20 protein-coding genes are annotated in these 18092 nt (G+C 49.0%); 11 read left to right on the top strand and 9 right to left on the bottom strand.

The features are described 5' to 3' along the window. The first annotated feature begins 77 nt into the window (after positions 1 to 77). The 3 genes from ubiG to mutT all read left to right on the top strand — a co-directional run bounded on the left by ubiG (position 78) and on the right by mutT (position 2571). A complete protein-coding gene (gene ubiG / locus GUA87_RS06885) occupies positions 78 to 839 on the top strand; it encodes a bifunctional 2-polyprenyl-6-hydroxyphenol methylase/3-demethylubiquinol 3-O-methyltransferase UbiG (RefSeq protein ID WP_193715753.1) in 762 nt (253 codons plus the stop codon). Positions 840 to 925: 86 nt separating this feature from the next. Beyond that, a complete protein-coding gene (argJ, locus tag GUA87_RS06880) occupies positions 926 to 2152 on the top strand; it encodes a bifunctional glutamate N-acetyltransferase/amino-acid acetyltransferase ArgJ (protein ID WP_193715752.1) in 1227 nt (408 codons plus the stop codon). An 11-nt stretch (positions 2153 to 2163) separates the two neighbouring features. Beyond that, positions 2164 to 2571 carry an 8-oxo-dGTP diphosphatase MutT gene (gene mutT, locus GUA87_RS06875; RefSeq protein WP_193715751.1) on the top strand — a complete coding sequence of 136 codons (408 nt, stop codon included), beginning with the start codon at positions 2164 to 2166 and terminating at the stop codon, positions 2569 to 2571. Here the strand turns inward: mutT and GUA87_RS06870 are convergent. From GUA87_RS06870 to GUA87_RS06840, 7 genes are all read right to left on the bottom strand, one after another. Further along, the gene (locus tag GUA87_RS06870; RefSeq protein WP_193715750.1) at positions 2568 to 3392 is read right to left on the bottom strand and encodes a phosphodiesterase; all 825 of its coding nucleotides are present in this window, start codon (positions 3390 to 3392) and stop codon (positions 2568 to 2570) included. The two genes, mutT and GUA87_RS06870, sit on opposite strands and share 4 nt — an antisense overlap. After that, positions 3389 to 4387 (bottom strand): ABC transporter ATP-binding protein, encoded by a 999-nt coding sequence (locus GUA87_RS06865; RefSeq protein ID WP_193715749.1) that lies wholly within the window; start codon positions 4385 to 4387, stop codon positions 3389 to 3391. Before GUA87_RS06865 ends, GUA87_RS06870 begins: the two co-directional genes overlap by 4 nt. Before the next feature lies 1 nt (position 4388). Then, complete coding sequence (locus GUA87_RS06860; protein ID WP_193715748.1) at positions 4389 to 5219, bottom strand: ABC transporter permease; 831 nt, start codon at positions 5217 to 5219, stop codon at positions 4389 to 4391. Between the two features lie 3 nt (positions 5220 to 5222). Next, on the bottom strand, positions 5223 to 6044 hold the full coding sequence (locus GUA87_RS06855) for an ABC transporter permease (RefSeq protein ID WP_193715747.1): 822 nt from the start codon (positions 6042 to 6044) through the stop codon (positions 5223 to 5225). A gap of 54 nt (positions 6045 to 6098) precedes the next feature. Then, a complete protein-coding gene (locus GUA87_RS06850) occupies positions 6099 to 7112 on the bottom strand; it encodes an ABC transporter substrate-binding protein (RefSeq protein ID WP_193715746.1) in 1014 nt (337 codons plus the stop codon). After that, the gene (locus GUA87_RS06845) at positions 7109 to 8170 is read right to left on the bottom strand and encodes a LacI family DNA-binding transcriptional regulator (protein WP_193715745.1); all 1062 of its coding nucleotides are present in this window, start codon (positions 8168 to 8170) and stop codon (positions 7109 to 7111) included. Before GUA87_RS06845 ends, GUA87_RS06850 begins: the two co-directional genes overlap by 4 nt. Before the next feature lie 115 nt (positions 8171 to 8285). Beyond that, positions 8286 to 9176 carry a methyltransferase domain-containing protein gene (locus GUA87_RS06840; RefSeq protein ID WP_193715744.1) on the bottom strand — a complete coding sequence of 297 codons (891 nt, stop codon included), beginning with the start codon at positions 9174 to 9176 and terminating at the stop codon, positions 8286 to 8288. A 95-nt stretch (positions 9177 to 9271) separates the two neighbouring features. Here GUA87_RS06840 and GUA87_RS06835 point away from each other — a divergent pair, with 95 nt between their 5' ends. The 3 genes from GUA87_RS06835 to GUA87_RS06825 all read left to right on the top strand — a co-directional run bounded on the left by GUA87_RS06835 (position 9272) and on the right by GUA87_RS06825 (position 11260). After that, complete coding sequence (locus GUA87_RS06835; RefSeq protein ID WP_193715743.1) at positions 9272 to 10033, top strand: ComF family protein; 762 nt, start codon at positions 9272 to 9274, stop codon at positions 10031 to 10033. Between the two features lie 104 nt (positions 10034 to 10137). Next, positions 10138 to 10398: a glutaredoxin 3 gene (grxC, locus tag GUA87_RS06830; protein WP_193715742.1), complete on the top strand. Its 261-nt coding sequence runs from the start codon at positions 10138 to 10140 to the stop codon at positions 10396 to 10398. A gap of 22 nt (positions 10399 to 10420) precedes the next feature. Next, positions 10421 to 11260, top strand: a complete 840-nt coding sequence (locus GUA87_RS06825; protein ID WP_193715741.1) for a carbon-nitrogen hydrolase family protein — start codon at positions 10421 to 10423, stop codon at positions 11258 to 11260. Here the strand turns inward: GUA87_RS06825 and GUA87_RS06820 are convergent. Beyond that, on the bottom strand, positions 11257 to 11766 hold the full coding sequence (locus GUA87_RS06820; RefSeq protein ID WP_193715740.1) for a class I SAM-dependent methyltransferase: 510 nt from the start codon (positions 11764 to 11766) through the stop codon (positions 11257 to 11259). The genes GUA87_RS06825 and GUA87_RS06820 overlap by 4 nt on opposite strands. Positions 11767 to 11886: 120 nt before the next feature. Between GUA87_RS06820 and GUA87_RS06815 the strand changes: the two genes are divergently transcribed. Then, on the top strand, positions 11887 to 12321 hold the full coding sequence (locus GUA87_RS06815) for a DUF1178 family protein (protein WP_193715739.1): 435 nt from the start codon (positions 11887 to 11889) through the stop codon (positions 12319 to 12321). Between the two features lie 56 nt (positions 12322 to 12377). On the opposite strand, the gene GUA87_RS06810 is transcribed toward GUA87_RS06815, so the two are convergent. Continuing rightward, positions 12378 to 13301 (bottom strand): peptidylprolyl isomerase, encoded by a 924-nt coding sequence (locus GUA87_RS06810; protein ID WP_193715738.1) that lies wholly within the window; start codon positions 13299 to 13301, stop codon positions 12378 to 12380. A 309-nt stretch (positions 13302 to 13610) separates the two neighbouring features. On the opposite strand from GUA87_RS06810, the gene secA reads away from it, so the two are divergent. From secA to GUA87_RS06790, 4 genes are all read left to right on the top strand, one after another. Further along, complete coding sequence (secA, locus tag GUA87_RS06805) at positions 13611 to 16286, top strand: preprotein translocase subunit SecA (RefSeq protein WP_193715737.1); 2676 nt, start codon at positions 13611 to 13613, stop codon at positions 16284 to 16286. 19 nt (positions 16287 to 16305) lie between these two features. Beyond that, positions 16306 to 16758, top strand: coding sequence for a TerB family tellurite resistance protein (locus tag GUA87_RS06800; protein WP_193715736.1), 453 nt, complete (start codon positions 16306 to 16308; stop codon positions 16756 to 16758). Positions 16759 to 16866: 108 nt separating this feature from the next. Beyond that, a complete protein-coding gene (gene fdxA, locus GUA87_RS06795; RefSeq protein ID WP_193715735.1) occupies positions 16867 to 17202 on the top strand; it encodes a ferredoxin FdxA in 336 nt (111 codons plus the stop codon). A 272-nt stretch (positions 17203 to 17474) separates the two neighbouring features. Continuing rightward, positions 17475 to 17972: a CarD family transcriptional regulator gene (locus GUA87_RS06790; RefSeq protein ID WP_193715734.1), complete on the top strand. Its 498-nt coding sequence runs from the start codon at positions 17475 to 17477 to the stop codon at positions 17970 to 17972. The last annotated feature ends 120 nt before the right edge of the window (positions 17973 to 18092 follow it).

The raw sequence follows: 18092 nt of genomic DNA, 5'->3' as shown, positions 1-18092 counted from the left end.
ATATACTTATCAGGGCTTGCTCGGCAAGCATTCCAACGCATTTATTAGCTTTTTTAGACATTTTTCGGTTCAAAATCATGACGGATGCAGCACACGCCAAATCGGTAGACCCACAAGAAATCGCAAACTTTGCTGCGATGGCAGATGAGTGGTGGGATGAAACAGGTAAGTTCAAGCCTCTGCATAAGTTCAATCCCATCCGGATTGGATATATCCGTGATCAGGTTATCCAGCATTTCAATATCAAAAGCGGTGATAATACGACGCTGTTAAAACCCTTTAAGGGCTTGCGGCTGTTGGACATTGGATGCGGCGGCGGGTTGCTTTCTGAACCAATGGCGCGCTTGGGCGCTGAGGTCGTGTCAGCTGACGCCTCGGAAACCAATATCAATGTGGCATCTTTGCATGCTGAGAAAAGCGGTCTGAAGATCGATTATCGCCATACAACTGCCGAAGATCTTGCCGAAGCTGGAGAGCAATTCGATATCATCCTCAACATGGAAGTGATTGAGCATGTGGCGGATCTTGAAGGCTTTGCAAACGCCTGCTGCAAAATGCTGAAGCCCGGTGGGATCATGTTTGTGGCAACCTTGAACCGCACCGTGAAAAGCTATGCGCTAGCCATTGTCGGGGCGGAATACATCCTGCGCTGGCTTCCACGCGGCACCCATAACTGGAAGAAATTCCTGAAACCTTCTGAAGTTGTCCACCTGGTGCGCAGAGGAGGCCTTACCGTCGAGCATATGACGGGAGCGACCTACAATCCGCTTAATGACAAGTGGAGCCTCAGCCGAGACTTTGACGTCAACTATATGCTTTGTGCCACACGTCCAGAATAAGTTATCCCAAAACAGATTCTGCAATTGACCGGATATGAAGAATTAACGTATCTGGCTTAGTTCATTATTTTTTGAAGGTTAATCCGATGAAAAAATCTCCTTTGGCTCCAGAAAACTTCCCTGCCTTGCCGGTGGTGAAAGGTGCGCGTTTTGCGACCGCAAATTCTGGGATGCGATACAAAGGGCGTGATGACCTTCTGTTTGCAACCTTCGACGCAGGGACAACGGTTGCTGGTGTTTTCACAAAAAACAGCATGCCGGGTGCGCCCGTGGATTGGGGCCGGAAAATTCTGCCCAAAGGAAGTGCCCGTGCCCTTGTTGTAAATGCTGGCATTGCCAATGTATTCACAGGTCAGGCGGGCATGGATACGGTAACCGATACCGCCGCCGCGGCGGCCGAGCTGATGCAATGCGCGTCCGATGAAGTTTATATCGCCTCAACCGGTGTTATCGGCGAAGTGATCAAAACGAAACTCATTACGGACACCCTTCCGGGTATGATGGACGATATGTCCGAAGGCAATCAGGAAGCGGCGGCAAGCGCAATCCTGACGACAGATACATTTGCCAAAGGCGCGTCCGCCACCTGCCAAATCGGTGGTAAAGACGTGACCATCAGCGGTATCGCCAAAGGATCTGGCATGATCGCACCGGATATGGCGACAATGCTGGCCTTTATCTTCACGGACGCAAATATACCGGCGGCGGTCCTTCAGAACATTCTGAAATCTGAAAATGAGAAAAGTTTCAACTGCGTAACCGTAGACAGCGACACTTCCACAAGTGACAGTGTTCTTCTATTTGCAACGGGCGCAGCAGGAAATGATGCCCCTGCAAATGCGGACGATGCTGCCCTTGCAGAATATAAAGCGGCGCTTCTTGAAGTTATGCAGGATCTGTCGCAGCAGATTGCAAAAGACGGCGAAGGAGCCAGCAAGTTTATCACGGTAAAAGTGGATGGCGCAGAAAGTGATGCGTCTGCCAAAACCATAGCCCTTGCCATTGCCAATTCTCCTTTGGTGAAAACCGCCATTGCGGGTGAAGATGCCAACTGGGGCCGCGTGGTTATGGCCGTTGGTAAATCTGGCGAGAAAGCCAGCCGGGACAAATTGTTTATCCGTATCTGCGGTGTGGTGATTGCCGAAAATGGTGCACCAAGCCCTTCCTACAGTGAAGATCAGGTAGCCCCCTTAATGAAAGGGGACGATATCACCATTGATGTAAATGTAGGGATTGGTGAAGGCAGCGCCTATGCATGGACCTGTGATCTGACCCACGGCTATATCGACATTAATGCCGATTATCGCAGCTAGGGAATTTTACTGTGAGTGAGTATCCGACCGTCTTTGTGGTGGCCGTCGCTTTGGTTGACGACGATAACCGCATCCTGATTGCCCAGCGCCCGGAAGGTAAATCCATGGCCGGGCTTTGGGAATTTCCAGGCGGAAAAGTAGAGCCTAATGAAAGCCCTGAAGCGGCGCTTATCCGCGAGCTAAGGGAAGAGCTTTCCATTGATGTGACAGAAGCATGCCTTGCCCCCTTTACCTTCGCGAGCCACGCTTATGAGAAGTTTCATCTGATGATGCCGCTTTACGTCTGTCGTCGCTGGAGCGGCACCCCAAAAGGCCTGGAAGGTCAGAATTTAAAGTGGGTGCGCGCCAACCAGTTAAAGGAATATCCGATGCCTCCAGCGGATATTCCTTTGATCGCCATGCTTCGGGATTTGCTTTAGGTAATCAGTTTACCGTTCTCATCAAAAAACGGATGCTTGCCCCCATTATCTTCCACATACCCCACGTGGGAAATGATCTGGGCGCTTTCATCATCAATTAGGAACAGGCGAAACGCCGCTGGATCCATTTCAAAGCATGCGGGTCCATTTGGCTCCAGATCCAGTGCGACCGCATGTGCCCCATTTGGTGCAATACTGACCCCCACACCATTAACGCAGGTTTCAATGGCCCTGTGAACATGTCCACATGCCAAATGCTTCACCTGTTTATGCGGGGCGATACATTCATAGAGTGCTTCGGCGTTGGTAAGGTTCTGCACATCCATATGGGTAATCCCCACCTTGATCGGCGGATGATGCATAAACAGCATTGTTGGTCGCTCAGGCTGTTCGGACAGTGTTTTGTCCAGCCATTGAAGGCGCTTTTCACACAGAAATCCGTATGATTTTTCACTAACGACGGTATCCAGACCGATCAGGCGAATTGGGAAATCTTCAACCGTATATTGAACAAACTCATCACAATCTTTAAGCGCTGGCAGATCCCCAAAACAGTTGAGGAAGTTTTCCCGCTGATCATGATTACCCGGAACCGGGAACCACGGCACCTCAAGCTTATCAAGGCAGTCACGCAAGCGTTTATATTCTTCTGGAAGCCCGATATCAGTAAGGTCCCCGGTAACAATAACCGCGTCCATCTTAGGCTCGTAGGCATTGATCCGCGCGATCGCTTTATCAAACAGGATTTTAGAATCGAACAGATCATAGGCCAAACGGCCTTCAACCTTGATATGGGAATCTGTTAATTGACCGAGAATCATAATGTGCCTTTATCCATAATTTGAGTGTCAAGCTGGATCCGTTTTCCTTTAGGGATCCGAACAGGAATTTCTGTACCGTCTGCGATTTCTTCACGTAGGGCCGCTTCCACAATGAAATCACCAGATCCAATACCATCAAGCACCAGACGTGTACGATCACCCAAGAAGAAGGATGACGTGACTTTTCCCACATAATCAGCACCTTCCGAGCTGGAAAGTAATTCAACATCTTCCGGGCGACAATAAATGTTCTTTTCCGGAAGACTGTTCATGGTTCCGATAAAGCTCGCCACGAAGTCTGTTTTGGGCTGATGGTATATTTCACGGGGGGAGCCGATTTGTGAGATCTCCCCTTTGCTCATCACCACAATTCTATCCCCAAGTGCCATGGCTTCCGCCTGATCGTGGGTGACGTAAATCGCGGTGATATTCAAACGCCGCAGCAAGCTGTCGATTTCCATCCGCAAATGATCCCGAAGCAACGCATCCAGCGCTGTTAAGGGTTCATCCAACAGAAGGACGCGCGGGCGAACTGCAATGGCACGTGCCAGAGCAACCCGTTGACGTTGCCCACCCGACAACTGTTCAATGCGACGATCTTTCAGCTCCTCAATCTGCATCATCTGAAGCATTTCATCGACACGCTCTTTGATCGCCGCGGGTTTCTCTTTACGGACTTTCAGCCCATACCCCACATTCTCCGCAACCGTCATATTGGGGAATAAAGCATAAGACTGAAACACCATCCCTACATTGCGTTTTTCGATGGGCAAATCGGTAACATCATCGCCGTTAAAGATAACACGTCCCCCCGGATCAGGTTGTTCGAGCCCCGCAATAATACGAAGAAGCGTGGTTTTACCGCAGCCAGAAGGCCCAAGAAGAACCAGAGTTTCCCCGCCCGCAATTTCCAGATGGATGGGGTTCAAGGCTTGGGTACCATCCGCAAAGGTCTTGCTGCAGCCTTCAATGGAAATGGATGTAAGTTGAGACATATTAACTCTCCTGCTGCGCGGGTTTCTTGAGCGCAGCCTTCCGCTTTTCCCGGCGTCCTTCAGATGAATAAATCTGCATGGCCACCAACAGCGGGATAATCATAACAAAAAAGACCAGAGTATAGGCGCTTGCCACTTCAAGGCGCATGGACGCATAACTATCCGCAAGTCCCACCGGTAGGGTCTTTGTAAGTGGTGTGTGCAGCATCCAGGTTAAGTTAAATTCCCCAATGGAAAGCGTAATCACCATCAATGATCCTGCGAGGATACCGGGTTTCGCATTTGGAATAAGCACATGCCAGAAGCGCTGCCAGAAACTAGCCCCAAGGCTTGCGGCGCCTTCTTCCAGTTCGGTGAAATTGATACTGGAAAGCACGGCCAAAACCGACCTCACCATGAAAGGCAGTGTGTAGAGCACATGCCCCACCAGAATGAACACCCAACTGCTTCGGAACTCCCTAAAGCCGCCATACGTCATGATCAGGGCCAAAGCGATGGCGAGACCGGGGATCGCGACCGGCAAGGTAATCAGTTCTTCAAAGAACCTGGCTGCCCGCCCCCCTTTTTTCGCCAAGACATAAGCCGTTGGCACCCCAAGGATCAGTGTTACCACCAAGCAGGCCAGCGCAATAAACATGGACAGGAAGATCGTGTCAGCATAAAGCCCCCACACCTCCACCACCCATTTTGTGGTAAGCCCACTTTCAAGCCCTTTAAAGAAGTTCTTTGTGAGGCCCGCCAGAACAGACAATACCACCGGCAAAATAAGAAATGCCGAGACGAGAAGGGTAAAGCCCAGTTGCAGATAAAAATATAGCTTTTGTTTTCCCATGACTTACCCCGATGCCGCGACTGTTGAGCCTGAAAGGCTTCGCGCAATAAAGAGGGCCACCCAAGTGATAAGCCCAAGGACAATTGAGAGACTGGCCGCCCCTGCAAAATTGGCGTTTAAGGTAAATTCCGTATAGATGGTCATTGGCAACACATCAATATTGGTGGCCAGTGTAAAGGCCGTTCCAAAGGCCCCCATAGAGGTCGCAAAACAAATTGCGCCCGAAGCAATCAATCCCGGCTTCAAAGCGGGCAGCATCACGTCCACGATGACACGCCATTGATTGGCCCCGAGGGACTTAGCCGCCTCTTCCAGCGATCGATCCAACTTTTCAGCTGTCGCCATAACGGTGAGAATGACGCGGGGGATTGAGAAATAGAGATAGCCTAAAAATAAACCCGCCATGGAGTAGGCAAATACAACTTTGTCCCCTGTCAGGGATTTCGTAATGGATCCGATCAATCCTTGCCGTCCCGCCAACATAATGATCAGAAAACCAATAACCACACCTGGAAAAGCAAGCGGGAACGTCAGCAATGATACAAGCGTCTCGCGGCCTGGAAATCTGTTACGAACCAAGAATAGTCCGGCAATCGTTGAAACGACGAGCGCAACCACTGTCACAACAGCAGACAAAAGAACTGTTGCCACCATGCTTTCAAAATGTCGCGCTTTTGTCAGGAAGGTAAGATAGGCCATCACGCCTTCTTCACCCGACCCGCCGACAATCACCAGCTGAACCATCGGAATAAGAAAGAAAGCCAAAAAGACGATCAAGGTCGGCAGCAATAAATAAAACAGTCTTGAAGAGAAAATGGAGATCATTCACTTAAACCAGTAAATGGCGAGGAGGGAAAACCTCCTCGCCTGAGGGTATTCTTAGCGGACTTCGTTCAGGTAACGCTGTTTGAAGTCGTTCTGAACTGCAGCCATTTTGCTGTAATCAACTGGCGTGGATCGTGCGTAGTCAGATGCTGGCAGGAATTTAGCCGCAGCTTCTTTTGACAACGCGGATGCGCGAACTGGACGAAGGTAGGCGTTTGCCCAAACCTTCTGACCTTCGTCAGACATGATAAAGTCCAAAATCTTCTTACCCTTTTCCGGGTTCGGAGAGTTCTTCACAAGGCTCATCACGTAAGGAACAACCACGGTGCCTTCAGCTGGAATAACAAACTGAACGTTGGCTTCGTCTTTGTATTTGGCGCGATAGGCGTTGAAGTCATAGTCCAGCAGGATCGGAATTTCGCCGGAAAGAACACGTGCATAGGAAGTCTGTTTTGGAACGATTGGGTCGTTTTTACCCAGATCTTTGAAATACTGGATACCAGCATCAAAATTATCAAGGCTACCGCCCATGGCGCGGTTCACTGCAACAGCACCCGCATAACCAACAAAAGCGGATGAAGGATCAAGATACCCAACCATGCCTTTATATACTGGTTTCAGAAGATCTTTCCAGGAAGTCGGAACCGGCTTTCCTTCCAGCGCATCAACATTCACAAAGAAACCAAGCGTGCCGGAGTGGATGGTGAACCATTTACCAGCAGGATCTTTCAAGCCTTCTGGAATTTCATCAAAATGCTTTGGCTTATAGGCTTCAGCAACATCTTTTTCACCAGCCTGAATGCCAAAAGACACGCCATAATAAGCGACATCAGCTACCGGGCTCGCTTTTTCAGCAAGAAGCTGAGACAAAGTCTGGCCGGAGTTTTTGTTGTCATGCGGGATGTCATAACCGAGGTTCTTTTTGATGGATTTCAGCTGTGACGCCCAATCCGCCCATTGTGGTGGGCAGTTGTAACAAATTGCATCTGCGGCTTGCGTAACAGTTGTACCTGCGCTAACCATAAGCGCAGCGCCCAAAATGGCGGATTTCAGTACTTTCCTGATCATGTCGGAGACCTTTTCGATAGAGTTTGGGTAAGTTGCTGGGGTGTGGCGGGATCAAGCTTGCAGGCGGGTCCCGCCGATTCCCCAAGGGTAAAGGTGTGAGGCAGGATACCAGTTTCCTGATCCTGCCCCCCAGAAAACCGCGATAGTAGATGGGAGGCGGCTTTCCTTCCCATTTCTTTCGACGGCTGAGCGACCGTCGCCAGAGTGGGATACATGTGGCGTCCGACAGAAATACCGTCGAAGCCAATAACAGATACCTGACCGGGAACATCAATCTTCATTCGGCGCAGTCCCCCGATCACGGAAATAGCCAGAATATCGTTTGAGCAAAACAGGGCCGTTGGCGCCTGTTCCATGTTCTGAAACATCTTTTCCAGAACACCACTGATGTCCTGAAGGTCGAAATCAACCTCACAGATGACGGGCGCGACAAGCCCAGCAGCGGCGGCCCCTGCTTCAAATCCAACGCGGCGGGCATCGGCGCGATCTGACGCTGAAAACTTACCGGAAATCATACCCAACCGTTGATGACCAAGCCGGATAAGCTCATCTGCCACATCGCGCCCTGCGCCCACGTTGTCCACAGTAAACGTGGAACGACCTTCGCTTGGTTGATTGTAGATCATAGTGTAAGGAACCGAAGATTTATCCAGTAAATCCAGCGCCTTACTTGTTTTGGGGTTGGTGACCGTGAGGATGACACCATCCACGCGATTTTCAAGAAGTGTGGAGATGGCCTCCACCTCCCCTTCTGGATCATAACTACTGGTGGTCAATGTCAGTGAATATCCAGCGGCCCTGACCGTTTCCGTCACGCCGGACACGGCTTCAGAGAAAACCGGGTTGGAGATCGACGGGATCACCATGCCGATGGATTTTGTGGTTGATGTAGATAAACTTCGCCCAACCGCATTGGGGCGAAAGCCTAGCTCCTCGATTGCGGCTTTGACCCGATCCGCGGTCTTTCCACGCACTTTGTGGGTACCGTTCACATAACGGGATACGGTGGCAACAGATACATTTGCCAGCTTCGCAACATCACGAATTGTCGCAACCATCTCCCCGCCCCCGTTTCTTGTTTCGTTGCAGGAAGAGTAACAGGAGAAACAAAAATGTAAACGGTTACATTTGTGAAATTTTTATGACTGATCGATGACTCAACTCACCAGATAATTAGAGAACGTTTTTAAGATTGGTCTTGCCACTACCCGGTAGAAGTGGCTTTTGCTGACTTTCGTGAGGGGCCCAGCCAGTCATATATATAATCTGGAAAGTCGCCGGAATAAGACCGTCTTCATCGGCATATTTATCATGATAAATCTCGGCCGCACGCATGAACACCTTCTTATCCGTAAAACCTTTATGGCGCTCAATCAACGCATTTGCCTCCCCCATTCCGCGAAGCTCCTGCATCAAAGCGAAGGCATTTTGGTATTTGAGGGTAATCACATCCACATCTGTCACCGGCAAGGCAAAGCCTGCACGCTGCAACAAACTACCTGCATCCCTGACCTCAGTGAACGGGGAGATCCTTGGTGCCATCCCCCCCTTTATCTCCAGCTCTGCTTCGGTGAGACAGGTTTTTAATTCATTGAGTGTCTCAAGGCCAAATAGCGCCCCTATGAATAACCCATTTGGTTTTAAGCTGCGGCGCAACTGGACAAGTGCCCCCGGCAAATCATTTGTCCAGTGAAGTGAGAGGTTACTGCCGATCAGATCAAAAACTTCATCTTTGAACGGCAACACTTCTTCATCGGCGACAACCGACTGCTCCCCTGATGTTTTGCTGACCATTCCCGCACTGATATCACAGGAGATGAGATTTTTCACCAACCCGCGCGCACGCATCTGACGCCCAAGAGCACCATCATGACAACCAATATCCAGCGCCAGATCATAATCCTGAGTGACGTCCAGAAGCCGATCAGCCAAGCGGTCCGCCACTTCTTCAAAAAGAAAGGCATGACGCGCCCAATCACCTTTCAAAGCACGTTCGCGGTGCACTTTGACTAGATTCCGATCAAACAGCCGTGTTTCTGGTGGGACTAGGGATAAATTACTCATGCCCTTTTAATACACGACCACACAAAAATAACAAACCTCAGCGAACACACTAAATAAGAGTTCAATTTTTTCTTATATTCTTCCATAATTCCCAAATGGGGATTTCATCTAAAATTACCGGCCTAATACAGAAATCAGGACAAACTTTGCTGGATGGCTTGTTTCCGCCGCAATGTCCCTGTTGTCAGGACAGTGTGAGCAGTCCGGGTACATTATGCGCAAACTGTTGGGGTAAGATTACCTTTATCAGCAAACCTACCTGCTATGGCTGCGGCCTGCCGTTTGAATATGATATGGAAGCGGACGCTTTATGTGGTCATTGCCTTCGGGCACGACCCAGTTTCGAGCAGGCAATTTCTGTGCTCCGATATGATGAAAACAGTCGAGACATGATCCTTGCGTTCAAACATGGGGACCAAACCGACCAAACTATCAGTTTTGCCAAATGGATGGCTCGGGCAGGTCAGGAACTCTTTGAAAGTAACCCTTGCCTCGTCCCAGTCCCCTTGCATCCCAAACGCCTCCTAAAGCGGCGATTTAACCAGTCGGCCCTTCTCGCCCGGGAGATCGCACGCCAGACAGGGCTGGAAGTTGACACGTTAAGTTTAAAGCGAATTCGTCATACAGATAGCCAAGGGAACAAAAACCTGAAAGCACGCACCCGCAACGTCAAAGGCGCCTTTGAAATCACCCCAAAAGGGCGGGAGATTTTGTCGGGGAGGCATATCGTCTTGATCGATGATGTGTACACAACCGGCGCGACACTGGAAGAATGCGCGAAGACCCTTCTTCGGGCTGGCGCTACTTCTGCTTCTGCGCTCACTCTGGGGCGGGTTGTTCGGGCGAGCGTGGTGTGACCTCCACCACATCACAAGGATGTGAAGATTAACTGCTTCTTGTATGCACATTAAGTCAGTCTATATAATGCTCGTCCTAGTTATTTATGAATTATGAGCACCCAATGAAAAAAGTAGAAATTTACACAACGATGCTATGCCCCTTTTGCTCTCGCGCGAAATCGCTGCTGAAGAAAAAAGGCGTTCAGTTTAAAGAAATCGATGTGACAACCGACCTTCGCGGCCGCGAAGAAATGCGCAAACGTGCAGGCGGCGCCCACACAGTTCCCCAGATTTTTGTAGGCGGTAAACATATCGGTGATTGCGATTATGTGCATCGTCTTGACGCTGCTGGCAAACTGGATCAAATTCTGGGCAACGCATAAAACAAAAGTCTGAGGGAATCCCATGTCCAGTTTTACCGCCGCCTGCATTCAACTGACATCAGGCACGGAACCTGCTGAAAACCTGAAAGTAACAACGGAGCTTGTGGAAGAAGCCGCCTTAAGTGGGGCGGATTTCATCTCCACCCCTGAAGTTACCAATATGATGGAACCTCATAAAGCTGCCGCCCGGGAAAAGGCACAGTTTGAAGAAGATGACATCACATTGAAGGCTCTTAAGGAACTGGCTGCGAAACATGAGAAATGGATCCATGCGGGTTCTTTGGTGATCAAAAAGCCAGATGAAGACCGCCTTGCCAATCGTGCTTTTGTGATCAACCCAAAAGGGGAAGTCACAGCGAAATACGATAAAATCCATATGTTTGATGTGGAGCTGGACAATGGTGAAACCCATAAGGAAAGCAGTGCCTATGCACCGGGAGAGGTTGCTGTTACCACTGATTTTCCGTGGGGACGTTGTGGTCTGTCAATTTGCTATGACATTCGCTTTTCCCATCTGTTTCAGGAGCTTGCCAGAAACGGCGGGGCAGAGTTTTTTGTAACCCCCGCGGCCTTTACCTACACAACAGGAAGTGCCCATTGGCATATCCTGCAAAGAGCACGTGCGATCGAAAATGGGTGCTTCGTGATCGCTGCGGCTCAATGTGGGAGACATTCTGAAAAACGCCAGACATATGGACATTCCATCATTGTTGATCCATGGGGCGAAATACTGGCAGATGGCGGCGAAGAAATTGGCATCACCATGGCGACTTTGGATATGGAACAGGTTGCCAAACGCCGACAACAAGTACCGAACCTCAAAAACATCAGGGACTTCACCCTGACACATAGCGGAGCCTAATCGGGCTTCTTGCAAATTATCGACTGACGCATGGCGGGTTTGGGGCCATCCACAAACCCGTCAGCAAAATCCAGAATTTGAAATCCTTCAAACGATTTTAGCAACTCCCCCTCGCTTAAAAGAAAGTTGGGGTTTGATGGCCTACCATATTTTCCATTCCCTATGGCAAAGGTATCCCAGATAACAATTCCGCCGGGTTTAAGGCTGTTTCTGATCGCTGGGAAAAGAGGACGGTGCAAGTAATTCACCCCTAATATCACATCGTAAACTTCCAGATGAAAAGGCCATGCCTCTCCCTCAAGATCAGCGCCAACAACATTAATATTCTTCTGAGGCAGTAAATCTAAATGAGAGGTATTGATATCTACAGCGACCACATCCAATCCCAAATTACTTAAGAATATGGAATGACGCCCCTTGCCGGCAGCCACATCCAGCGCAACACCCGTTTCAGGGAGCCATTTTTCAGCCCCTGCCACCCAGGATGAAATTTTCATATCGCTCATCTGCCCCTCCAGATCCACCATCATCGCGCCAAAGACTTGCAGTTACCGCAAAAATCCTTATTTAAGATAAGAAATACAGGCCGTTTGATCGGATATTCCCAGTTACGTAACAGTTAGTAAATGATCAAATATAATCTCAAATGCGATCTGAATCACGTTTTCGAAGCATGGTTCAAGAATAGCTCTGCTTATGACGAGCAGAACGAAAAAGGTATTGTAAGTTGCAGCCTGTGCGGCTCAACCAATATCGTGAAGGCCCCTATGGCGCCTTCTATCCCCAAAAAGGGCAATCGCAAAGCTCCCGAAGTTTCGACTCAGAAACAAAGTGAAGAAATGGCTGTTGCCATGAAGGCCCTTCGCGAGCTTCGCAAGAATGTTGAAGAAAACTGCGATTATGTAGGGGAAAATTTCGCCGAAGAAGCCCGCAAGATCCACTATGGCGAAACGGAAGAACGTGGCATTTACGGCCAGGCGACGAAGGAAGAACAGCAGGAGCTTATAGAGGAAGGCGTCGAAATTGCCGCTGTCCCCTGGCTTTCCAACCAGGATGGCTGATCTCAATAAAAAAGGCCCGATTAAGGGCCTTTTCTTTTAGTAGAGTTGAAAGCCGATTACTGCTTGGCTTTATCTGCTTCTTCAGAAGCAGCCTCATCTTTTTTCTCACCAACAATATCGATCGTTGCTTTACCACGCAGATCATCAATGAGTGTGGATACAGCCTCATTGGAAATCTGGTTTTCAAGCTCACCGCGAACCTGCTCAAGCGCTGGTGGCTGGGTGTTACGACGCTCTTCAAGTTTGATCACGTGCCAGCCGAACTGAGTTTTCACAGGCTCTTTTGTATAAGTACCTGGCTCCATGGCAAAGGCGGCATCAGAGAAAGGCTTCACCATCTGGCCTTCGCCAAAGAAGCCAAGATCACCGCCCTGTGGGCCGGAGGGACCAACAGATGTTGTTTTAGCAAGCTCAACGAAGTCTTCGCCCGCATCCAGTTTGGCAACCACGTCACGAGCTTCTTCTTCTTTTTCCACCAGAATGTGACGTGCGCGAATTTCTTCTTTCGGCTCAAACTCTGATTTCAGTTTTTCGTATGCTGCGTTGACCGCTTCTTCAGAGGCGGCTGCCGTCATTTTTTCCTGTAGATAGAATTCTTGAAGGATCTGGTCTTTAGCGTCAGCAACACGATCCAGATAACCAGCCTGTTCGTTGTATTTTTCATCCTTCGCTGCTTTTTGAACGATCTTCATGCTAACCAGTTGATCTACCAACTGAGATTTAATCATCTCAAACGGAACCTGTTTATATTGCTGTGGCAGATTTGCGTACAGGTTTGTCACATCAGATTCGCGGATTTCCACACCGTTTACAGTCGCGACAACGGCATCATCGGCTGCGGGCGCCTTTGTGGTAACATTTGTCGCAGGAGCTTCGGCTTCACCTTTTGGTGACATGGACATATCAGTGCCAACATAATAGCCGATACCCGCGGAGACCCCAGCCACAATAACCAGTGCCAGGAGATTTGCTGCTTTCATAATAGAAATTCCCAATTTTCTTATAGAATCTGACGAGGCAGGTATGTACCCATTTCACTCCCCCATCGCGTTTCACGCAATATAAGTGATTTTGGGGGCAGAACAAGAACTGTTACACAACCTATCTATTGGACAGCTTTCCAACATAAATGTGACGGTTTCATGTCGCCAACCCTCGGATAGATTGACAGAGGGCATGATCCCCCTTATCTGTCACCTATTGAATTCATGGATCCAATCGGTTTGGAGCCCAATTATTATCCGCGTGCAAGCGCTTAAAACACGCGGACTATCGGAGTTGTGTCAGAAATGTTTGGTACATTAGCCAAAAAGATTTTCGGTTCATCCAATGACCGTGCCTTGAAACCAATTCAGGCGCTCGTTACCCAAATTAATGCATTGGAAGATCAGATCGCACCGCTTTCTGATGATGAACTAAAAGCCAAAACCGACCAATTCCGTGAGCAGTTATCCGGTGGTACGAAGCTGGACGATATCCTGCCCGAAGCCTTCGCCTGCGTTCGTGAGGCGGCGAAACGCGCCTTGGGTGAACGTCACTACGATGTTCAGCTGATGGGCGGCATTGTATTGCACCAAGGTAAAATCACTGAAATGAAGACCGGTGAAGGTAAAACACTGGTCTCCACACTGGCGGCTTATCTGAACGCTTTGGAAGGTAAAGGTGTTCACGTGGTAACCGTGAACGACTATCTCGCCAAACGTGACAGTGAATGGATGGCCCGCGTTTATGAACGCCTGGGCATGACTGTGGGCTGTATCGCATCTGGCGTTGATGAAACAGAACGCCGTGCGGCTTACGCCTGCGACATTACCTATGGCACAAATAACGAGTTTGGCTTCGACTATTTGCGCGATAACATGAAGTTCGACAAGGAATCAATGGTTCAGCGCGACTTCAACTTCGCCATCGTGGACGAGGTTGACAGTATCCTGATCGATGAAGCCCGGACACCACTGATTATTTCAGGCCCTGCGGAAGATTCATCTGAATCCTACATGGCTGTGGATGCGCTTATCCCTCAGTTGGCGGAAGAAGATTACGAAGTAGACGAGAAATCCAAATCCGTCAGCTTTACAGAGGTTGGTACAGAACATATCGAACGCCTTTTGGAAGAAGCCGGTCTCCTGAAAAGCGGCAATCTGTATGATATTGAAAATGTGGGTGCCGTTCATCACTCCAACCAGGCTCTGCGTGCCCACAAACTTTTTGAAAAAGACAAAGATTACATCGTCAAAGGCGGCAAGGTTGTCATCATTGACGAATTTACCGGCCGCATGATGGATGGTAGACGTTATTCTGACGGCCTGCACCAGGCACTGGAAGCTAAGGAAAAAGTGGATATCCAGCCAGAAAACCAGACGCTGGCCTCCATTACTTTCCAGAATTACTTCCGCATGTATGACAAGCTGTCCGGTATGACGGGTACAGCGTCTACAGAAGCAGAAGAATTTGCAGAGATTTACGGTCTGGCCGTTGTCGAAATCCCGACCAATATCGGTGTTGCCCGTAAAGACGAAGATGACGAGGTTTACCGGACTGAAGAAGAAAAACACAACGCAATCCTTGAGACGATTGTCGAGTGTCAGGAACGTGGTCAACCTGTGCTGGTGGGCACGGCCTCCATCGAGAAATCCGAAGCTCTCTCCAATATCCTCAAAAAGAAAAACATCAAGCACGCTGTTCTGAACGCCCGCTTCCATGATCAGGAAGCCGAGATTATCAGTCAGGCGGGCCGCATAGGCGCTGTCACTATTGCCACCAACATGGCGGGCCGTGGTACTGATATTAAGCTCGGCGGCAATGCGCAGATGCTCATTGATCAGAAAACTGAAGGTAAAACCGACGCTGACGAAATCGCAAAGATCACTGCGGAAATAGAAGCCGAAGTACAGGCCGAAAAAGAAAAAGTTCTTGAACTTGGCGGTCTGTTCGTGATCGGCACTGAGCGCCATGAAAGTCGCCGTATCGATAACCAGCTCCGCGGTCGTTCGGGTCGTCAGGGGGATCCGGGCACAAGTCGCTTCTATCTGTCTTTGCAAGACGACCTGATGCGTATCTTTGGGTCAGAACGTATGGACGGCATGCTTAAAAAACTGGGGCTTGAAGAAGGCGAAGCCATTATTCACCCCTGGATCAACAAGGCCCTCGAAAAAGCGCAGCAAAAGGTTGAAGCCCGAAACTACGACATCCGTAAAAACCTTCTGAAGTTTGATGACGTGATGAATGACCAGCGCAAAGTAGTCTATGAACAACGCATCAATATGATGAAGGAAGATGATCTGTCAGAAACCATCAAGGATATGCGCCTTGGTGTTATTGACGACATGGTCAGTAACCATATCCCCGAAAAAGCATACCCAGAGCAATGGGATACCGACGGCCTTAAAAACGAAGTACTTGAGGTATTAGGACTGGATCTACCAGTTGATGAATGGGCCAAGGAAGAAGGCATTGCGGATGAAGAAATCCGCGAGCGTATTGAAGATCACAGCAACCGCAAGATGGCTGAAAAAGCAGTCCGCTATGGCACTGAAGTCATGCGCATGGTGGAAAAAAGCCTGCTCCTGCAAATTCTGGATCAGATCTGGAAAGAGCACCTGCTACAATTAGATCACCTTCGCCAGAGCGTGTCACTTCGTGCCTACGCACAGAAGGATCCACTTAACGAATACAAATCCGAAGCCTTTGGCATGTTCCAGACAATGCTGAACCAGCTTCACGTGCAGGTAACCACATATCTTAGCCACGTTGAATTGCAGCAACCTTCCGACGTCATCGAACGCGAAGCCCCTGATGAAAGTCAGATGCAGGCAACACATATTGACCCGGTTACCGGCGAAAATGAAATGGCTGCCGCGTTTGATGAAAATGATCCATCTACCTGGGGGAAAGTACGCCGTAATGACCCTTGCCCATGTGGCTCTGGCAAAAAATACAAACATTGCCACGGCACTGTAAGCTAATCAGGTTCTGGAGGTCACGATGCTCTCTCAACTGAAGAAACTTTTCTCCAAAGAAGCTGAACCTGCATCAGCGCTTGATGAAAAAACAACCGCAATCGCTGCTCTGATGATTGAAGCGGCGCTCTCTGATGAGACCTACTGCGAAACCGAAAAAGAAATGGTGGCTTCTGTCTTGAAGCGCCATTTCGACATGACGGACAAGGAAGTTCTGGAAATCATCTCTGAGGCTGAAAAAACACACGCAAATTCAGATCAGATTTTGTATTTCACTCGCACGGTTAAAGAAACCGTCGACTTTGATGATCGCGTCCATATTGTTGAAATGCTTTGGGAAATTGTCTATGCAGATGGCGTTCTCAGCGATTATGAAGCAAACCTGTTGAGACGTATATGTGGCCTGATTTATGTGGATGATGTAGAAAGCGGAAAAGCACGAAAACGTGTTTTGGCGCGACTTGGCATTTCCGGATAAACACGCTGGTTGTGACATAGACTAAACAAAAAGGGGTTGTCAGCCGACGGCAATAAAGATAATTCCTATTAAAGCTAATTATTAAAATCCAATGAGCTGGAGAAGAGAATGACCTACGTCGTGACCGAAAATTGCATCAAGTGCAAATTTATGGACTGCGTTGAGGTTTGCCCCGTAGATTGCTTCTACGAAGGCGAGAATATGCTGGTGATCCACCCAGACGAATGCATTGATTGCGGCGTTTGTGAACCAGAGTGCCCCGCGGAAGCCATCCTGCCTGACACAGAAGGTGAGGCAGACAAGTTCCTTGAACTAAACCGTGAATATTCCGAAAAATGGCCAAACATTACACAAAAAGGTGATGCGCCAGCCGATGCAGACGACTGGAACGGCAAATCGGGCAAAATGGAACAATTCAGCTCCAACCCAGGCGAAGGTTCCTAAATCTGAGCTATGCGGACCTGTAATAGCAGGTCCGCGTATAATTAATGCTTCTAGATTAGCAATTTGTCTAAAATTGTGTTATAGTCCTGTTTCAGTCGCGGGATTCTCCCGGCTGTCTAAGCGTTGCCATCTTCAAATTTTATTGTCGTTGGCCCGGTGATGGAAGCATTCATCACATTTCCGGAATGGTTTCTGTTGCAGCTTACCCTTTGGATCGCTGCTATTTTTTTGTGCATTTTTGAAACCATCCCCTGGTGGAGAGAAGGAAGTAAATGACTAAAGACTTGGAATTCGAACCTTTAGATCACGTCGTCTATCCTACACATGGCGTTGGTCAGGTTGTCAGCATCGAAGATCAGGAAATCTCTGGAATGAGCCTGAAGCTTTATGTTGTTGATTTCGCGCACGAAAAAATGACTTTGCGTGTTCCAATCGCCAAAGCCAAAGTAGTTGGTATGCGCGCCCTGTCGTCTCCAAAAACTATGAAGACAGCTCTGGATACCCTCAAAGGTCGCGCTCGTGTTAAACGCACGATGTGGAGCCGCCGCGCACAAGAGTACGAAGCGAAAATTAATTCCGGCGATCCCGTTCAGATCGCAGAAGTGGTTCGTGACCTGCACCGTAACGAAGACCAGCCCGATCAGTCTTACAGTGAGCGTCAAATCTATGAAGCCGCTCTGGAGCGCCTCTCTCGTGAACTGGCTGTTGTCGAAAAAATCGAAGACGATGCCGCCACTGAAAAACTTCAAAAGGTTCTTAAAGCCGCCTAATACAGCTTGTTAAGACATGAAAATTCAAAAAACCCGGGCCATCACCCGGGTTTTTTATTAAATTTTTATCGAATCGCGAATCAGTGCTTGAAAAAACGAATCGGACGATTCATTCTATCA

It is taken from the genome of Sneathiella sp. P13V-1, from assembly GCF_015143595.1.
Taxonomy (GTDB): domain Bacteria; phylum Pseudomonadota; class Alphaproteobacteria; order Sneathiellales; family Sneathiellaceae; genus Sneathiella.
The sequence above is the reverse complement of the archived record's forward strand: the minus strand, read 5'-3'. Positions and strand labels throughout refer to the sequence as shown.